At 51.5% G+C, this 17,377-nt stretch carries 18 protein-coding genes; 13 read left to right on the forward strand and 5 right to left on the reverse strand.

Annotation, left to right across the window (positions count from 1 at the left end; translation table 11 throughout):
• Positions 1-113 precede the first annotated feature (113 nt).
• Entirely contained in the window at positions 114-767 is a 654-nt protein-coding gene (locus ABD949_RS03910) for an AlbA family DNA-binding domain-containing protein (protein WP_345240780.1), read from the forward strand.
• 52 nt (positions 768-819) lie between these two features.
• On the opposite strand, the gene bioA is transcribed toward ABD949_RS03910, so the two are convergent.
• The 3 genes from bioA to ABD949_RS03925 are packed head-to-tail and all read right to left on the reverse strand — an operon-like array spanning position 820 to position 3,885.
• Positions 820-2,112: an adenosylmethionine--8-amino-7-oxononanoate transaminase gene (bioA, locus tag ABD949_RS03915; RefSeq protein WP_425576722.1), complete on the reverse strand. Its 1,293-nt coding sequence runs from the start codon at positions 2,110-2,112 to the stop codon at positions 820-822.
• The gene (gene bioD, locus ABD949_RS03920) at positions 2,069-2,710 is read right to left on the reverse strand and encodes a dethiobiotin synthase (protein ID WP_345240782.1); all 642 of its coding nucleotides are present in this window, start codon (positions 2,708-2,710) and stop codon (positions 2,069-2,071) included. The genes bioA and bioD overlap by 44 nt, the downstream gene beginning before the upstream one ends.
• A complete protein-coding gene (locus tag ABD949_RS03925) occupies positions 2,707-3,885 on the reverse strand; it encodes an aminotransferase class I/II-fold pyridoxal phosphate-dependent enzyme (protein WP_345240784.1) in 1,179 nt (392 codons plus the stop codon). Before ABD949_RS03925 ends, bioD begins: the two co-directional genes overlap by 4 nt.
• Before the next feature lie 324 nt (positions 3,886-4,209).
• Here ABD949_RS03925 and ABD949_RS03930 point away from each other — a divergent pair, with 324 nt between their 5' ends.
• Positions 4,210-5,037 (forward strand): sensor histidine kinase, encoded by an 828-nt coding sequence (locus ABD949_RS03930; protein ID WP_345240786.1) that lies wholly within the window; start codon positions 4,210-4,212, stop codon positions 5,035-5,037.
• A gap of 18 nt (positions 5,038-5,055) precedes the next feature.
• Here ABD949_RS03930 and ABD949_RS03935 read toward each other — a convergent pair whose 3' ends face one another.
• On the reverse strand, positions 5,056-6,069 hold the full coding sequence (locus tag ABD949_RS03935) for a zinc-binding dehydrogenase (protein WP_345240788.1): 1,014 nt from the start codon (positions 6,067-6,069) through the stop codon (positions 5,056-5,058).
• 18 nt (positions 6,070-6,087) lie between these two features.
• The gene (murQ, locus tag ABD949_RS03940) at positions 6,088-6,906 is read right to left on the reverse strand and encodes an N-acetylmuramic acid 6-phosphate etherase (protein WP_345240791.1); all 819 of its coding nucleotides are present in this window, start codon (positions 6,904-6,906) and stop codon (positions 6,088-6,090) included.
• Between the two features lie 158 nt (positions 6,907-7,064).
• Here murQ and ilvD point away from each other — a divergent pair, with 158 nt between their 5' ends.
• The 11 genes from ilvD to ABD949_RS03995 all read left to right on the forward strand — a co-directional run bounded on the left by ilvD (position 7,065) and on the right by ABD949_RS03995 (position 17,367).
• Complete coding sequence (ilvD, locus tag ABD949_RS03945) at positions 7,065-8,768, forward strand: dihydroxy-acid dehydratase (protein ID WP_345240792.1); 1,704 nt, start codon at positions 7,065-7,067, stop codon at positions 8,766-8,768.
• 65 nt (positions 8,769-8,833) lie between these two features.
• Positions 8,834-10,579, forward strand: a complete 1,746-nt coding sequence (gene ilvB / locus ABD949_RS03950) for a biosynthetic-type acetolactate synthase large subunit (RefSeq protein ID WP_345240794.1) — start codon at positions 8,834-8,836, stop codon at positions 10,577-10,579.
• A complete protein-coding gene (ilvN, locus tag ABD949_RS03955; protein WP_345240795.1) occupies positions 10,579-11,112 on the forward strand; it encodes an acetolactate synthase small subunit in 534 nt (177 codons plus the stop codon). Before ilvB ends, ilvN begins: the two co-directional genes overlap by 1 nt.
• Positions 11,113-11,153: 41 nt before the next feature.
• A complete protein-coding gene (gene ilvC / locus ABD949_RS03960) occupies positions 11,154-12,197 on the forward strand; it encodes a ketol-acid reductoisomerase (protein WP_345240796.1) in 1,044 nt (347 codons plus the stop codon).
• Positions 12,198-12,325: 128 nt separating this feature from the next.
• Positions 12,326-13,621, forward strand: a complete 1,296-nt coding sequence (gene ilvA, locus ABD949_RS03965; protein WP_345240798.1) for a threonine ammonia-lyase — start codon at positions 12,326-12,328, stop codon at positions 13,619-13,621.
• An 11-nt stretch (positions 13,622-13,632) separates the two neighbouring features.
• Complete coding sequence (locus tag ABD949_RS03970) at positions 13,633-13,866, forward strand: DUF433 domain-containing protein (RefSeq protein ID WP_345240799.1); 234 nt, start codon at positions 13,633-13,635, stop codon at positions 13,864-13,866.
• Complete coding sequence (locus ABD949_RS03975) at positions 13,866-14,252, forward strand: DUF5615 family PIN-like protein (protein WP_345240800.1); 387 nt, start codon at positions 13,866-13,868, stop codon at positions 14,250-14,252. The genes ABD949_RS03970 and ABD949_RS03975 overlap by 1 nt, the downstream gene beginning before the upstream one ends.
• A 172-nt stretch (positions 14,253-14,424) precedes the next feature.
• The gene (gene leuB, locus ABD949_RS03980; RefSeq protein ID WP_345240802.1) at positions 14,425-15,495 is read left to right on the forward strand and encodes a 3-isopropylmalate dehydrogenase; all 1,071 of its coding nucleotides are present in this window, start codon (positions 14,425-14,427) and stop codon (positions 15,493-15,495) included.
• A 9-nt stretch (positions 15,496-15,504) separates the two neighbouring features.
• Entirely contained in the window at positions 15,505-15,807 is a 303-nt protein-coding gene (locus tag ABD949_RS03985; RefSeq protein ID WP_345240804.1) for a nucleotidyltransferase family protein, read from the forward strand.
• A gap of 128 nt (positions 15,808-15,935) precedes the next feature.
• A complete protein-coding gene (locus tag ABD949_RS03990; RefSeq protein ID WP_345240806.1) occupies positions 15,936-16,217 on the forward strand; it encodes a HepT-like ribonuclease domain-containing protein in 282 nt (93 codons plus the stop codon).
• Positions 16,218-16,227: 10 nt separating this feature from the next.
• Positions 16,228-17,367 carry a 2-isopropylmalate synthase gene (locus ABD949_RS03995; RefSeq protein WP_345240809.1) on the forward strand — a complete coding sequence of 380 codons (1,140 nt, stop codon included), beginning with the start codon at positions 16,228-16,230 and terminating at the stop codon, positions 17,365-17,367.
• Positions 17,368-17,377: the final 10 nt, after the last annotated feature.

Genomic DNA, 17,377 nt, shown 5'->3' on the forward strand with positions numbered 1-17,377 from the left:
AAAAATAACAATTTACAATTTGTTAAAAAAATAGCTCCGCCCCCCGCTTGTTTATTACCCGGAGACCCGTATATTTAAACGTGATCAATACTCAACCTGTGGGTAGGTCAAACATGGACTATAGGGCGCTCAGAGACCTGGTGAGACAGGGAGAGGGCAGCAACCTCGAATTTAAATTAAAATCGAATCATCCCGAGCGAATCATACGGGAGGTGGTCGCTTTCGCTAATACAGATGGGGGTACGCTCCTGATTGGCATCGGCGACGACAAGACGATTCAGGGCCTCAAGTACGCCGACGAAGACGAGTATCTGCTGACGCGGGCAATTGAGAAATACTGCTATCCGGCTATTGACTACACCATTGACCGTGTAACACTGGCCTGCGAACGCGATGTGCTGGTGATTCATGTGCCCCGCAGCGAAAACCGTCCGCACTACGTAATCCCAGATCCCACCAATCAGGAAATCAAAAAAGCCTACGTGCGGGTAGATGATAAATCGATTCAGGCCAGCAAAGAGGTCCGTGAAATTCTGAAAGGAGAAAAAGCCTCCCGGAACATCCGCTTCAGTTACGGCGATAAAGAGCAGAAACTGATGAAGCATTTGGGCGAACACAACAGCATTACCGTTGATCTGTTTGCCTCCGTTGCCGGCATTTCCCGCAAAATTGCATCGCGAACGCTTGTGCTGCTGGTACTGGCCAATGTCTTACAGGTTCACCCCAACGAGATGATGGACCGGTACACCTCCAGAGCTGAATGCTGACCGGATAAATCATAAACGTGAAGGCCAGCCGTTCAACGGCTGGCCTTCACGTTTATAGCGTTTTCAGCAGTGCCTCCACCTGCTCATACACGTACGTCAACTGCTCGTCGGTGATGCAGTAGGGCGGTAGCATATAAAGGACATTACCCAAAGGCCGCATCAGCACCCCCCGATCCAGCAGGAAGTTATACACTACATCCCGGATGTTGTTGAAGTACGAGGTTTGACCGCCAGCGTCCAGGTCAAATGCCAGAATAGTACCGTGCTGGCGAATAGCCTTCACGGTACTATAACCCTGAAGCACCTGGCTAAAACGCTCGTGCCGGTCGGCAATACGCTGGATGTTAGCCTGTGTTTCTTCGGACAACGTTAAGTCCAGACTGGCGAGCGCGGCTGTGCAAGCCAAGGGATTGGCCGTGAAGGAATGTCCGTGGAAAAGGGTTTTGAACTTATCGTCTGACAAAAAAGCTTCGTAGATAGCATTCGTGCAGGTAGTTACCCCGAGCGCCATAGTACCGCCGGTTAGACCTTTCGACAGGCACATCAGGTCGGGCTGCTCCGTAAGGTAATGCGAGGCAAACAGACGGCCAGTTCGCCCAAAACCCGTCATAACTTCATCGGCAATCAGCAAAGCGCCGGCGTTTCGGGCTAGTTGCATCAGTTTGTCTAATACCCCAGGCTGGTACATCACCATGCCCCCTGCACCCTGTACCAGCGGTTCGAAGATAAAAGCCGCCACAGTCTCATCCAGCAGTGCCTCCAGTTTAGCCAGTGCTTCATCTTCCCGACCCGGCACAGGTGCCGGAATGTAGTCCACATCGAATAGGAACGGTACGAACGGAGCCGTAAAGGCACTCCGGCCGCCAACAGCCATAGCTCCAAAGGTATCGCCATGATAGGCGTCTTCCAGCGCAATGACTCTGGTGCGTGGCTGGCCTATATTATGCCAGTACTGAAAAGCCATTTTAAGGGCTACTTCCACCGCTGTTGAGCCATTATCGGAGTAGAAGATTTTAGCCTGATTTCCAGGCAGGATAGGCAACAGACGCTCAGCCAGCTCAACAGCTGGCTTATGGGTAAAACCGGCGAAGATGACATGTTCCAGTGTGCGAAGCTGCTGGGCTACTCGTTCTGCTATATAAGGATGCGCGTGACCGTGCAGGTTAACCCACCACGACGAGATGGCGTCGATATACTCATTACCTGTTTCGTCGTACAACACCGCCCCTTCGCCCCGGAGAATCGATATTGGTAAGGGAGCTGTCTGCATCTGGGTAAACGGATGCCAGATGACGGCCCGGTCACGCTCCGACAGCGTCGGCAAGGCGAGTAAACTGTTTTGCATAGTGGGAAATAATGGCTTTGGTTAATGTCTCCTCCTGCTCGATTCGGCCCAGGCAAGGAAGACCCGTGTAACTCAGGATAAACGATTCTGTAGCCGGAGTAGCCGGGCCGTTGAAGATAAGGCCCAGCAGCGGAATCTGCCGGCTCCGGCAGGCTTCTACCGACAATAAGGTGTGATTGATACTGCCGAGGTAGTTGCGGGATACCAGCACGACCGGCAGCCCCCAGCGTTGTACCAGATCGATGTTCAGATCCCGGTTGTTCAGGGGTACCATCAGCCCACCGGCCAGTTCGATAATCAGGTGGTTATCGGTTTCAGGAAGTGTTATATTTTCCAACGAAATCTCAACGCCGTCGATGGCTGCAGCTGCGTGGGGCGACAACGGCTGCGTGAGCCGGTACGCTTCCGGGTGAAATTGCGATACCGGGTTACTGATCAGTTGCTGAACGGTTCGGGTATCTGAATCGTCCAGACTGCCGGATTGCACCGGCTTCCAGTAGTCGGCCTGCAAGGCCTCGACAAGCACGGCTGACGCTACGGTTTTTCCAATCTCGGTACTGATTCCCGCGACGATAAGGTGTTGCTTTTGCGGTTTCATAGGGTAGGTACACCGGCTAATGATTTCTGGAGAACCGCCAGCAGCCGGTCTATTTCATCAGCGGTATTAAACGAATGGATACAAAGACGTAATCGCTCCTGCCCGGCCGGAACGGTGGGCGACAGAATCGCCCGCACATCAAAACCGGCCTGCTGAGCGGCATCGGCTACCTGCCGGGCAGCTTCGTTGCCCGGTACGATCAGGCATTGAATGGGGCTGCGGCTATCGGTCCAGCTTGCCTCGGGTAGATATTCAGCGGCTTTTTGCCGGAAGCAGGCGACGCGGTTGTGTAGTTGAGTACGAGTCTCCGGGCAACATTGCAGGTGGGCATAGGCTGCCCGGATGGCGAGGTAGCTATGCGGAGGCAAAGCGGTGGTGTAGATGAACGAACGGGCGAAGTTGGTGAGGTAATCCGACAGGACTGCCGGACCGACAATAGCGGCTCCGTGTACTCCCAGCGCCTTTCCGTATGTATGGATACGGGCAAGTATTCGATCCTCCAGGCCCAATGCCACTACCTGGCCTTCCCCGTTGGGTCCGTAAATACCAGTTGCATGCGCATCGTCAACCAGCAGAGCAGCCCCGTATCGGTCACATAAATCTGCCAACTCAATTAGGGGAGCCAAATCGCCATCCATAGAATACACCGACTCAACAGCCACGTAGGTTTGCCCCTGCACTTTGGTTAATATGCTTTCCAGATCGGCGAGATCGTTATGCCGAAAGCGGTAGCGGGTAGCGTAACTGAGCCGGGCCCCGTCAATCATGCTCGCATGAATGAGTTCATCGGTAATTAATGTGTCCTCCCGGCCAGCGATGCAGGCCATCAATCCCAGATTAGCGTCATATCCTGAATTGAAAAGTAAAGCGGATTCGGCCCGGTGGAACGCGGCAATCTGCGATTCGACCTCCTCAGCCAGGCGGGTATTGCCCGCCAGCAGCCGGGAGCCGGTAGCGCCGGTATAGCCAATGGGACAGTTACCCTCCGCTTCCCGAATCAGTTGCTTCAGCTCAGCAGAGCGGGCAAAGCCCAGATAATCGTTGGAGCAGAAATCAGTTAAATCGTCCGTCTGCTTCAGGGTGCGCAATAGCCCAGCCGACCGGCGTTCGTTTATTTTGTGTTCCAGCTTTGTAATAACTGTTTTCACCAGTCCCTTCAGATGCTTCGGCGACAAAGGTACATGGTAATCCTATTTCGGTGTACTAGACACGCCTGATAAACAAGGAGGGGGAGTTATCCACATTCGAATGTGGATAACTCCCCCTCCTTGTTTATATTTAGCCATAAATCGCTCCGAGAAAGTTCTTACTATTTTGAAAATGAAAAATTTATACCAGAAAATCTCTAGCTAGTGCCGCTTCCATTCCTATATTGTGCGTCAATCAGCACCTGCGATCTGTATTAGGCTCGGTTGAGTCTTACCCTCGCTTCATATAGATTCATTCAGCCATCCAGCAAACTGATCGTTAACCATTGTATCTCCCGATATTCCTAAAGAATGAGCCAGGAGTTAGAAGATCTAAAGCAGAAAGTAATCCACCTGGAGCAGTTGGCCAGCATCGGTCAGCTTACGGCTGGTATTATGCATGAAATTAAGAATCCGCTAAACTTTATTTTAAACTTCTCCAAGCTGTCCATCGAACTGCTGGACGAAATGAAAGACATTGTTGGTCAATTGGAGGCCTCGCCTAAAGCCGATGATGTCGAGGAGCTGAATTATCTGATTGGCATACTACAGGAAAATATAACCCGAATTCACGACAACGGTGGCAGAGCTGAACGCATTATTCAGACTATGCTGGCGCAGACTCGTTCCGATATAGCACATCTGGCACCAGCAGAGCTGAATCAGTTAGTAGAAGAATTCACTAAACTTGCCTACCAGGGTGTGCGGGGTATTGACAAAGAGTTTAATGTTGCCTTACGCTTTCAGCTCGACCCCAGCGTGGGGTCTGTAGTAATCGCCCCTGAAGCCTTCAGCCGGGTTATCCTGAACCTGATCAATAATGCCTGCTATGCCGTTAATGAGAAAAAGAAGAGCCTCAGCGATTACATACCAGAGATTACCGTAAGTACGCGACGAATACCCGCATGCGTTGAGATCCGGGTCCATGATAACGGAATAGGTATGCCCGATCGCGTAAAACAGCAGTTATTTACTCCTTTTTTTACGACTAAGCCAACTGGTGAAGGAACGGGTCTGGGGCTGTCGCTGAGTCGTGCAATTATTACTACCCTGCATAAAGGCAAACTAACTGTCGAGTCTGAACCAGACAAGTATACTGAGTTTATCATCGAACTACCGCTCGACCTGCAGGCTAGCTAATTTGACCTCCTTGTCAGATTAGGGGATAGACAGAACAAGTTTACCAAACTGCGCCCCGGATGCCATCTTCCGTAAGGCAGCCTCTGTTTCCGCCAGCGGATATACCGTGTCGATGACCGGCTTTAGCTGATGGGCTTCGACAAACTGAAGCATGGCAGCAAACTCTTCGCCCGTACCCATGGTGGACCCCAAAATATCCAGGTGCTTAAAAAAGATACGCGGAGCAAGCAGATCGGTCAGGTTGCCAGTTGTACCACCATATATAACGATCCGGCCACCCGAAGCCGCTACTTCCAGCAGTTTGGCAAAACCCGGCCCGCCGGCGCTGTCAATAATTACATCAAAATAGCCAGCCTTGCCTCCACCCGTTTTTGCCAGTAGGGTTTTGGCCCAGTCAGGTTCCTTATAATCAACCCCGCCCTTAGCCCCCAGCGTTACGGCTCGCTGTAGTTTCTCCTCCGAACCTGAAGTTACCCAAACCTCTGCACCAGCCGCTACGGCAATTTGCATTGCCAGCAGCGCTACCCCACCGCCAATACCGGTTATCAACACCCGGTCGCCTGCCTGCAAACGACCTCGGGTCATCAGTGCCCGCCAGGCTGTAACGCCCCCTAAAGGTATAGTGGAGGCCTCCTCGAAGGATAGATAGTCCGGCTTTGGATAAATGTATTGAGCGTTGATGCGGATATACTCGGCGAACGTACCGTCATCCGGCATTCCCAGGATTCGGAAGTCAGGACTGTAAAATTTTGCGTTACTGCCCCAATTGAGACCAGGATTGATTACGACCGCCTTCCCCAGCCATTGTGAATTTACCCCTTCGCCTACCTCCGTCACTACCCCCGCCCCGTCAGACCCTAAAATAACTGGCAGCTTAATGCCAGGGTACAGACCCTGCTGTACGTAAACATCCCGGTGATTCAGCGCTGCGGCTTTTAGCTGAACAACGACTTCGCCTGGCCCGGCCTTCCGATGGGGCATCTCGATTAGTTCGACCGGCTGGCGCACATCGCGCAACACAATAGCGTTCATAAGCAGAATCTAGTTACGTTATTCACCGGAAGAACCCTGGCCACGTCCGTGTTCAATGGCTGCCCGCACGGTGCCGAATTGCTGCAGCAGCTCGGCGGCCTCTTCCTGGCTTACCCCCAACTCGCTGACGACCATACGAACGGCCCGCTGTTTCAGCTTATTATTAGTTAGTTGCATATCTACCATTTTGTTGCCCTTTACACGACCGAGCCGAATCATGACGGAGGTAGATAACATGTTCAGCACCAGTTTCTGCGCCGTACCGGATTTCATACGGGTGCTGCCGGTAACAAATTCGGGCCCAACCACTACCTCGACGGGAAATTCAGCCGCCCGGGCCACAGGAGAATCGGGGTTACATACGACACAGCCGGTCAGGATGCCTTCGGCCCGGGCTTTCTGCAGACCACCGATGACATAGGGAGTCCGGCCCGATGCCGCAATGCCAATCAGGGTGTCCAACTTGTCGATATGATGTTGCTGAAGATCTTTCCAGGCCTGCTCAGGGTCATCTTCGGCATGTTCTACTGCACTGCGAATGGCTTTATCCCCACCAGCAATCAGTCCAATGACCATATCCGGTGAAACCCCGTAGGTAGGCGGGCACTCCGAGGCATCGACAATCCCTAAACGCCCGCTGGTACCAGCTCCTATGTAGAAGAGCCGTCCGCCCTCCTTCATGCGCCGGACTATCTGATGAACAAGCGCTTCCAGTTGTGGAATTGCTTTCTCTACAGCGAGCGGAACCGTTTTATCTTCCTTGTTAATGTTGGTCAGTAGCTCCTGGACCGACATTTTTTCCAGGTCGTTGTAGTAAGAAGATGTTTCTGTAATCATGAACTAGCGCCAGTATGAATGCAGGCCAAAGTTAACAGGCTTTAGTTTTTAGCAATAATTAATCAGGTAATTCTTGCATATCCGCTGGATAGGGTTTTTCTTTGAAGTGCAATTACGCTTTTAGCGAAATTTCGCTGTTAGTATTAAAATCCGTATTTATGTCGCAGGCCACAGCAGATTCCACCGTTAAACTTAACCGTTATAGTTCTACCTTAACGCAGGAGGTCAGTAATCCAGCCGCCCAGGCCATGTTGTACGGCATCGGGCTGAACGAAGATGATATGGCAAAACCCCAAATTGGGATCGCCAGCGCCGGGTACGACGGAAATCCCTGTAACATTCACCTGAATGGGTTAGCTGCTTACGTAAAAAAAGGTATAAACGATACCGGGCTGGTGGGTCTTGTATTCAATACGATCGGTGTTTCTGATGGGATGACAAATGGTAACGACGGTATGTCATACTCCTTACCCTCCCGCGACCTTATTGCCGACTCCATTGAAACGGTAGTAAGTGCGCAGTGGTACGATGGGGTCATTGCCGTAGTAGGTTGCGACAAGAATATGCCGGGTGCGATGATGGCCATCGGCCGGTTGAACCGCCCCGCTATTATGGTGTACGGCGGTACCATTCGTTCCGGCAGCTACAAAGGCCAGAAATTAGATATTGTTTCGGCGTTTGAAGCGTACGGCCGCAAAGTAGCCGGTACCATCAGCGACGAAGATTATAAGGGAGTCATTCAGAACTCAATACCGGGCGCGGGTGCCTGCGGTGGTATGTATACCGCTAACACCATGGCCTCGTCCATTGAAGCCATGGGCATGAGCCTGCCGTTCAGCTCTACGTTCCCCGCTACGCACGAAGGCAAACAGGAAGAATGCCGCAAAATTGGCGCGGCCATGCTGAACCTGCTGAAGCTGAATCTGCTGCCCCGCGACATCATGACCAGGGAAGCTATTGAAAACGCGCTGACGATTGTAATGGCTTTAGGGGGCTCAACCAACGCGGTGCTGCACTACCTGGCTATTGCAAAATCGGTGGGCGTTTCGCTGACGCTGGAAGATGTTCAGGCCATTAGTGACCGTACTCCGTATATGGCCGACCTGAAGCCCAGTGGCAAATACTATATGGAAGACATGCTGGCCATTGGTGGGGTGCCGTCAGTCACGAAATACCTCTACGGTCAGGGACTCATTCATGGTCACTGCATGACCGTAACCGGCAAAACAGTAGCGGAGAATCTGGCAGACACACCAGACCTCAACTTCGAAACGCAGTCGATTATCCGCCCCGTGTCGAACCCGATCAAGAAGACCGGGCATATTCAGATTCTGTACGGAAATCTGGCCCAACAGGGTGGGGTGGCCAAAATCACCGGCAAAGAAGGCGAGAAGTTTGAGGGCATAGCCAAAGTTTGCGAGAAGGAGGAACAACTCATCGAATTTGTGCAAAAGGGTGAAATTAAACCCGGCCACGTCTGCGTCATCCGCTACGAAGGCCCAAAAGGTGGTCCCGGTATGCCCGAGATGCTGAAGCCTACCTCCGCTATTATGGGAGCAGGCTTAGGCGACAAGGTAGCCCTGATTACCGACGGCCGTTTTTCCGGCGGAACCCACGGCTTTGTAGTCGGCCACATCACGCCCGAAGCACACGAAGGCGGCAACCTGGCGCTCGTCCGCGACGGTGACCGCATTACTATCGACGCCATCAACAATGTATTGCACCTGCACGTTTCTGATGAAGAACTGGCCGAGCGTCGCCGGGGCTGGATAGCACCACCGCCGGCTGCTGAAAAGGGCGTCTTGCGGAAGTACATCAAGCTGGTATCGTCGGCCAGCGAGGGCTGTGTGACAGATGAGTAATCGATAGCCCTAAACTAACAGTAACAACAAACTAACAACCTGAAGAAAGTAAACGCTTTTGTGCCATGGAACCAACCGCCAGCGCATTACTCGACAATAAACCAGCCTCGGAACTACTAAAGACCTTTACCGGCGCGGAAGCCCTGATGCAGGCGCTGGTAGAAGAAGGCGTTGAAACCATATTCGGCTACCCCGGTGGTGCTATCATGCCCGTTTACGACGCGCTGTACGACTACCAGGACCGTATCAACCACATTCTGGTGCGTCACGAGCAGGGAGCCGCCCACGCGGCCGAAGGCTTTGCCCGCATCACCGGTCGGGCCGGCGTTTGTCTGGTTACCTCCGGCCCCGGTGCTACCAACCTGGTGACCGGTATCGCCGATGCCTTAATTGACTCTACGCCGATGGTGTGTCTCATCGGTCAGGTGGGTAAGAAACTGTTGGGCACCGATGCCTTTCAGGAGACGGACGTCATCGGCGTGACAATGCCCATTACCAAGTGGAATTATCAGATTACCAGCGCCGATGAAATTCCGGAAATTGTTTCAAAAGCATTTTATATAGCCCAAAGCGGCCGTCCCGGTCCAGTGGTAATTGATATTACCAAAAATGCGCAGCAGGAACTGATGACGAAGCCGTTCCGGTATGAGCGTTGTCAGCGTATTATCAGCTACCGTCCACGACTGGTTCCGAAGCAGGAGCAGTTAGAGAAAGCGGCCGAGCTGATTAACAAAGCCAAGCGCCCGTACCTGTTTGCCGGCCACGGCGTTCTGATTGCCAAAGCAGAGAAAGAACTGAAAACCTTTGTCGAAAAGACGGGTATACCGGTAGCAACCACCCTGCTGGGGCAGTCCTCGTTCGCGTCTGACCACCCGCTGCATACCGGCTGGCTGGGCATGCACGGCAGCTACGGCTCCAACGTCATGACCGACCACTGCGACCTGATAATCGCCGTCGGTATGCGCTTCGACGACCGGGTAACGGGCGATGCATCCCGCTTTGCCAAACAGGCGAAAATTGTTCACATCGAAATTGACCCGTCGGAGATTGACAAAATCAAAAAAGCCGACGCACCGGTTATCGGTGATGCCAAAGAAGCCTTAATCCGCCTGCTGCCTCTGGTTAATCAGAACGACCACTCAGCCTGGCGCAACGAATTCCGGAAGTACGACCTGATTGAAGACGAAAAAGTAAATCAACGAGCGCTGGCCCCATCTACCGAAAAAATTAAAATGGCCGAGGTCATTCACCTGCTGTCAAAAAAGACCAACGGCGAAGCGGTGCTGGTAGCCGATGTGGGACAGCACCAGATGATGGCCTCCAACTTTTACGAGTTCAAACGGCCGCACAGCATGATTACCTCCGGTGGCCTGGGAACTATGGGTTACGCCCTGCCCGCAGCCTTTGGTGCCAAGGTAGGTGACCCGAGCCGCGAGGTTATCGCCATTATTGGTGACGGCTGCTTTCAGATGACCATTCAGGAACTGGGTACGATTGCGCAGAATAAGCTGCCCGTTAAAATTATCATTCTCAACAACAATTACCTGGGCATGGTGCGGCAGTGGCAGCAGCTATTCTTCGAACGCCGGTACTCGTTTGTGGAGTTGCAGAACCCGGACTTCATTACCATTGGCAAAGGCTTTGGTGTTGACGGCCATACCTGCAACCACCGCGAAGAACTGTCGGCATCGCTGGATACCCTACTGTTGTCCGACAAGCCTTATCTGCTTGAAATCATTGTGGAGAAAGAAGAAAACGTATTCCCCATGGTGCCGGCCGGTGCCAGCGTAGCCGATATACGACTAGAGTAATGAACACGTACACCATTTGCATATTCACCGAGAATACCATCGGTCTCCTCAACCGGATTACCATCATCTTTACCCGTCGGCGCATCAACATCGAGAGCCTGACCGTGTCCGAGACGGAGCGGAAGGGCATTTCGCGGTTTACTATCGTCATTAAGCATGAGTCGCGGGAGGCTGTCGAGAAACTCGTCCGGCAGATTCGGAAGATAGTGGAAGTTTTGGCCGTTTTTGGCTACCTGAACGAGGACATCGTCTACAACGAAATTGCCCTCTACAAAATAGCCACTCCGCTGGGAGCCAAACCGCTCGATATTGAGACCATCAATAAAGAGTACAAAGCCTGGGTGAAGTACTGGGGGCTCGACTATGTCGTCATTGAGAAAGGGGGGTCGGAAAAAGAGATTTTCGACTTTTTCAACTACATCAAACCGCACGGCATCCTTGAGTTTGTGCGCTCGGGCCGCGTAGCCGTCGGGAAGACAGAGAAAGGGCTGGTCGAGTACCTGCCCGACGTGGAATGGGAATATTACCTGTAAATTATAGTAACCACCTTAATAATCACAAAATCCAGTCAATCATGGCAACAATCAACTTCGGCGGTGTAGAAGAAAACGTAGTGACCCGCGAAGAATTCCCTCTTGAAAAAGCCAGAGAAGTACTCAAAGACGAAGTAATTGCCGTGATCGGCTACGGCGTTCAGGGTCCGGGTCAGTCGCTCAACATGCGCGACAACGGCTTTAACGTCATTGTAGGCCAGCGTAAAGGCAAAACATACGATAAGGCCGTTCAGGACGGCTGGGTACCCGGTGAAACGCTTTTTGAAATTGAAGAAGCGCTGGAGCGGGGCACCATTATTTGCTTCCTGCTATCAGATGCCGCCCAGATTGAATTGTGGCCAACTGTTAAAAGCTACCTGAAACCCGGTAAATCACTCTACTTCTCACACGGCTTCGGTGTAACCTATAAAGAAAAGACAGGCATTATACCGCCGGCTGATGTAGACGTATTCCTGGTAGCGCCCAAAGGTTCAGGGACTAGTCTCCGCCGTTTGTTTGTAGAGGGGAAGGGCTTGAACTCTAGCTTCGCTATTTATCAGGATGCTTCCGGCCACGCTCGTGAGAAGTGTATCGCTATGGGTATCGGGGTTGGCTCAGGCTACCTGTTCGAGACTGATTTTTACAAAGAAGTTACCTCAGACCTGACCGGTGAGCGCGGTACGCTGATGGGTGCGATTCAAGGCATCTTTGCCGCTCAGTACGAAGTGCTACGCGCCAACGGCCACTCACCATCTGAAGCGTTCAACGAAACGGTTGAAGAGTTAACACAGTCGCTGATGCCCCTGGTAGCCGAAAACGGTATGGACTGGATGTACGCCAACTGCTCCACTACTGCTCAGCGGGGTGCTTTGGACTGGTGGAAGCCTTTCCGCGATGCGACCAAGCCCGTATTCGAGAGACTATACAACTCGGTAAAATCAGGTGAGCAGGCGGAAATTTCTATTACCCGCAATTCGCAGTCTGATTACCGGGAGAAGCTGGAAGAAGAACTGAAAGAACTTCGCGAATCGGAAATGTGGAAGGCAGGTACCGCGGTCCGTAGTCTGCGTCCGGAGCGGAGCTAATATAAAGGAAGGTATCAGGTAAGCTCCTGATACCTTCCCACACAACCTGTTTTCGGATAGGTTCCCTTCTTAAAAGGGGGATGAAGATTTTGTAACTTTACGGAAACAAACCTTCATCGACGTAGTGAATGAAAAGCAAAATGAGCACAGGTACGGTGGTAGAGACAGACAAGCAGATTCCTTTTCCGGAAGTAGACAATATCTACCTGGCGGCCGAACGGTTGCGTGGTGTCGCTACGCATACGCCATTGCAGGAAAACCTGCATCTGTCGGAAAAATATGGTGCCAATGTCTTTCTGAAGCGGGAGGACTTACAGGTTGTACGATCGTATAAAATCCGGGGGGCGTACAACAAAATGTGCAGCCTGCCGAAAGAAGCCCTGGACAAGGGGGTAGTCTGTGCCAGTGCGGGTAACCACGCGCAGGGTTTGGCGTATGCCTGCCGCAAAATGGGGGTAAAAGGCACCATCTTTATGCCGACAACAACACCCGCCCAGAAGGTGCGTCAGGTACGGATGTTCGGTAAGGAATACGTGGAGGTGGTGCTGATTGGCGACACCTACGATGACGCCTACCATGCCGCCATTGAATACGTAAATACCCAGGACAGCACCTTTGTTCACCCCTTCGACGACCTTCAGGTGATAGAAGGACAAGGTACGGTAGGCCTGGAGATATTCAAAGATGCTGATTTTAAGATTGATTATCTGCTGATGGCCATCGGCGGTGGCGGTCTGGCGTCGGGGGTCTCAACTATCTTCCGGCAGTTAAGCCCGAAGACCAAACTGATTGGTGTAGAACCGCTCGGCTCACCGTCTATGCAGGTAGCGCTGGAGACCGGCCACGTGGTGACGCTGGATGAGATTGACAAGTTTGTGGATGGTGCCGCCGTCAAGCGGGTTGGTGAGCTAACGTTTGAGGTTTGCCGCCGGTATCTGGAAAAAGTTGTGCTGATTCCGGAAGGCAAAGTCTGTACCACTATCCTGCAACTGTACAACGAAGAGGCCATAGTAGCCGAACCAGCCGGTGCTCTGACGATTGCCGCACTGGATTTCCTGAAAGAGGAGATCAAAGGCAAAAACGTCGTGTGTCTGGTTGGTGGTGGTAATAACGACATTACGCGGACCGAAGAAATCAAGGAGCGTTCGCTGCTGTACGAAGGATTGAAGCACTACTTCATTGTTCGCTTCCCACAGCGGGCCGGTGCCTTCCGCGAGTTCCTGAACGACGTACTTGGTCCAACGGATGACATTACATTGTTTGAGTACTCGAAGAAAACAAACCGCGAGCGCGGACCGGCCTTAGTAGGCATTGAGCTAAAGCACAAAAGTGATTTTGAGCCGCTGCTGGACCGGATGCGTAGCCTAAAGCTTCAGTTCGAGTACCTGAACGACAAGCCGGATTTGTTTGAGTTTTTGATATAGTTTTTTGCCTTATGAAGTTAAAACATATTCATTCCGACCCGGAAATTCTTGGAGGCAAACCTTGCATTAAAGGCACTCGCATAAGTGTTGAACTAATACTTGAAACAATAGCCAATGGTGCTTCTATAACTGACATTGTGCAAGAGTTTCCTAAGTTATCACCAGAGGCTGTACAGGAGGCTGTTTTATATGCAGTATCTGTACTTCGCGATGAAATAGTGATTGAGGTCAAGTCTGTAGCCTGATGCAATTAAACGATTTAAGGCTGCTATCTGATGAGAATATTAGCCCTGTTTTGCTTGACTACTTGCTTGAGAGAGGTTGTGATGTTGTAAGTGTTGAACAAGCTGGTTTGACTGGCGCATCTGACGTGAAAGTGTTGGAATGGGCCTATCAGGAGTTAAGAGTAATTCTTACTCAGGACAGCGATTTTGGTAAACTGGCATTTGTCCATAAGAAACCGTTCATTGGTATAATTCGCCTTTGGCCGGGCCATCTGCTTGGGAGACTACATTTACCAACTTTAGAAGCAGTAAGTAATACTGAATTAGTGGTCGATACCCCTTTTGTGATAGTAGCCGAAAAAACAGGGGATACCATACAAATCAGAATGCGTAACTACGCAAAGTGAGTCATGGATAAACTTGTGATACTGTTTAACGCAAAGCAGACAGTCAACTACTTCATCAGCTTGAAAGAAGAAATTATTCTATTAGAATTAACCCACGCATAGCATTGAGCGAATAAGTAGTTGGGGGACATTTCCACTCAATCACTCCTTCACTCAATCACTCAATCGAAAAATGAAGAAACACATCGTTGTTATAGCCGGCGACGGCATTGGTCAGGAAGTGACAGCCGTTGGCAAACAGGTCCTGAATCGCATTGCCGAAAAGTTTGGTCACGAGTTCACGTATGATGAAGCCTTAATTGGCCACGTAGCCATTGAAGCGACGGGCAATCCGCTGCCGGAGGAAACCATTGAGAAGTCAAAAGCCTCGGACGCTATCCTGTTCGGCGCAGTTGGCCACCCAAAATACGACAATGACCCGTCGGCTAAGGTTCGTCCGGAGCAGGGGCTGCTGGGCATTCGGAAAGCTCTGGGTCTTTACGCGAACCTGCGTCCCATCAAACTGTTTGATGAGCTGCTTCAGGCATCAAGCATCAAACCGGAATTTCTGCAGGGAGCCGACATCCTGTTTTTCCGTGAACTGACAGGCGATGTGTATTTTGGCGAAAGAGGTCGCAAAGATGAAGGAAGCACCGCCTATGACACGATGATTTACAGCCGCTACGAGATTGAGCGCATTGCGGTAAAAGCATTTGATGCCGCCATGACGCGTCGGAAGAAGGTTTGCTCCGTCGATAAAGCCAACGTACTGGAGTCGTCCAGATTATGGCGCGAAGTCGTTCAGGAGGTCGCTAAACGCTACCCGGAAGTGGAAGTGGAACACCAGTTTATTGACGCGGCAGCTATGCTGCTCATCAAAGACCCACGCCGGTTCGACGTGGTGGTAACGGGTAACCTGTTCGGCGATATCCTGACCGATGAGGCTTCGCAGATTGCCGGTTCCATGGGTATGTTAGCGTCGGCGTCGGTCGGGGATTCAACGGGTCTGTACGAGCCGATTCACGGGTCAGCCCACGATATTACCGGCAAGGGCGTAGCTAATCCGCTGGCCTCGGTACTGTCGGCGGCTTTAATGCTCGACATCTCCTTTGGTTTAAAAGAAGAAGCTGAAGCCGTAGTAAGTGCCGTTGACCAGGTGTTGAAAGCCGGCTACCGCACCCGCGATATTGCCGATGCCAACACCCCAGCCGACAAGGTACTGGGAACGCAGGCCATGGGTGAACAGCTGCTAGCCTGCCTTTAAAAATACACCATGAGTAAGGAAGACCTTTTGAAAACCTTGCATACACAGCTCCCCCTTCTCAAGTCGAAATATGGTATTGATCGACTTGGAGTTTTTGGTAGTTACGCACGCAACGAGCAATCGGAAGAGAGTGACCTTGACTTATTCTATGAGATGCAGGAAGGGACTTTATTAGGGTTATTTCAGGTAATGGACCTTGAAGAATATTTAAAGGGTATTCTCAAAATTAAGCGTATTGATTTAGTAAATGCAAGGTGGATTAACCCTCTTATAGCGTATGAGATGCGCAAGGATTTAATCTATGTACAATAGCCGTAATCTGACATACATTAACTGATTGAGAAATGCAGAGTGTATACCGACGGCTTAACTGACCATTTACAATTCGTAGAATATCAGGACCAGATAAACTACAATGCAACTATTCATCTTCGCAGGTAATGGGCGAAGAGGCTAAAAAGCTGGATGATGCACTTAGAGCAGAATTTCCAGATGTGCCTTGGCAGCGAATAATTGCAATGCGTAATTATTTGGCCCACGACTATCGGGGAGTTGACCCGGAAAGAACATTTGATGTGGTCCAAAATCAACTAACTCCTTTAAAAGAAACGCTAATCAGAATGCTTGAACGGGTGTCATTTGATAGGATACAAATGGAAGAAGCCCTGAATTCCTATCACTACCGTCACCTGACTTATCTTAAAGACAAACTGAACGACTAACGCTACGATTATGAGCCAGCGAGTTTATATTTTCGACACAACCCTGCGCGATGGCGAACAAGTGCCAGGCTGCCAGTTAACTACCGAAGAAAAGGTTGTAGTGGCCAGGGAACTGGAGCGCCTGGGGGTTGATATCATTGAAGCCGGCTTTCCCGTGTCTAGTCCGGGCGACTTCCGGTCGGTGGTCGAAATTTCCAAAGCCGTAACCGAACCGACGGTCTGTGCACTATCCCGTGCCGTTAAGGCCGATATCGACGCAGCCGCTGACGCGCTGAAACTAGCTAAACGTGGTCGTATTCATACCGGTATCGGCTCCTCGGACATCCATATCCGGAATAAATTCAACAGTACCCGCGAGAAGATTCTGGAACAGGCCGTTGATGCCGTCAGACACGCCCGCAACCTGGTGGATGACGTGGAGTTTTACGCCGAAGATGCCGGCCGCGCCGACCTGGAGTTCCTGGCCCGGTTGGTAGAGAGTGTGATTGCCGCCGGTGCCACAGTCGTGAATATTCCGGATACAACCGGCTACTGCCTGCCCCAACAGTATGGCGAAAGGATAAAATACATTTACGACCACGTGCCGAATGTCGACAAAGCCATTATCTCGATTCACTGCCATAATGACCTCGGGCTGGCTACCGCTAACTCGTTGGCTGGTATCATGAATGGTGCCCGGCAGGTGGAGGTGACTATCAATGGCATTGGCGAAAGAGCTGGTAATACATCGCTGGAAGAAATAGTCATGGCGATGAAAGTGCATAAAGACTTGGGGTTTGTAACGGGTGTGGATAGCACCCGTCTGTTCCCGGTCAGCCAGTTGGTGTCTCAGATGATGCGGATGCCGGTGCAGGCGAACAAAGCTATTGTTGGCCGCAATGCGTTTGCGCACTCGTCGGGTATTCACCAGGACGGCTTCCTGAAGCATGCCGACACCTACGAAATCATGAACCCGCATGAGGTTGGCGTACCCAAATCATCCATTGTGCTGACGGCCCGCAGCGGCCGCCACGCTCTGAAACACCGGCTGGAACTGTTAGGCTACAAATACGACAAGCCAACGCTCGACGGTATTTACAGACGCTTTCTCGACCTGGCCGATGTGCGGAAAGAGGTAAATGATAAAGATCTGATGGAATTGGTTCGATAAGCGAAAAGTC

The sequence above is a fragment of the Nibrella saemangeumensis genome, from assembly GCF_039541915.1.
GTDB lineage: Bacteria > Bacteroidota > Bacteroidia > Cytophagales > Spirosomataceae > Nibrella > Nibrella saemangeumensis.

What these genes read in the sequence shown, in the direction of transcription:
- ABD949_RS03970 (WP_345240799.1), top strand. Translation starts at nt 13,633, where the DNA reads ATGAAGTTAAAACATATTCATTCCGACCCGGAAATTCTTGGAGGCAAA.
- ilvA (WP_345240798.1), top strand. Translation starts at nt 12,326, where the DNA reads ATGAAAAGCAAAATGAGCACAGGTACGGTGGTAGAGACAGACAAGCAG.
- ilvD (WP_345240792.1), top strand. Translation starts at nt 7,065, where the DNA reads ATGTCGCAGGCCACAGCAGATTCCACCGTTAAACTTAACCGTTATAGT.
- ilvC (WP_345240796.1), top strand. Translation starts at nt 11,154, where the DNA reads ATGGCAACAATCAACTTCGGCGGTGTAGAAGAAAACGTAGTGACCCGC.
- murQ (WP_345240791.1), bottom strand. Translation starts at nt 6,906, where the DNA reads ATGATTACAGAAACATCTTCTTACTACAACGACCTGGAAAAAATGTCG.
- leuB (WP_345240802.1), top strand. Translation starts at nt 14,425, where the DNA reads ATGAAGAAACACATCGTTGTTATAGCCGGCGACGGCATTGGTCAGGAA.
- bioD (WP_345240782.1), bottom strand. Translation starts at nt 2,710, where the DNA reads ATGAAACCGCAAAAGCAACACCTTATCGTCGCGGGAATCAGTACCGAG.
- ilvB (WP_345240794.1), top strand. Translation starts at nt 8,834, where the DNA reads ATGGAACCAACCGCCAGCGCATTACTCGACAATAAACCAGCCTCGGAA.
- ABD949_RS03910 (WP_345240780.1), top strand. Translation starts at nt 114, where the DNA reads ATGGACTATAGGGCGCTCAGAGACCTGGTGAGACAGGGAGAGGGCAGC.
- bioA (WP_425576722.1), bottom strand. Translation starts at nt 2,112, where the DNA reads ATGCAAAACAGTTTACTCGCCTTGCCGACGCTGTCGGAGCGTGACCGG.
- ABD949_RS03985 (WP_345240804.1), top strand. Translation starts at nt 15,505, where the DNA reads ATGAGTAAGGAAGACCTTTTGAAAACCTTGCATACACAGCTCCCCCTT.
- ABD949_RS03990 (WP_345240806.1), top strand. Translation starts at nt 15,936, where the DNA reads ATGGGCGAAGAGGCTAAAAAGCTGGATGATGCACTTAGAGCAGAATTT.
- ABD949_RS03975 (WP_345240800.1), top strand. Translation starts at nt 13,866, where the DNA reads ATGCAATTAAACGATTTAAGGCTGCTATCTGATGAGAATATTAGCCCT.
- ABD949_RS03930 (WP_345240786.1), top strand. Translation starts at nt 4,210, where the DNA reads ATGAGCCAGGAGTTAGAAGATCTAAAGCAGAAAGTAATCCACCTGGAG.
- ABD949_RS03995 (WP_345240809.1), top strand. Translation starts at nt 16,228, where the DNA reads ATGAGCCAGCGAGTTTATATTTTCGACACAACCCTGCGCGATGGCGAA.
- ilvN (WP_345240795.1), top strand. Translation starts at nt 10,579, where the DNA reads ATGAACACGTACACCATTTGCATATTCACCGAGAATACCATCGGTCTC.
- ABD949_RS03935 (WP_345240788.1), bottom strand. Translation starts at nt 6,069, where the DNA reads ATGAACGCTATTGTGTTGCGCGATGTGCGCCAGCCGGTCGAACTAATC.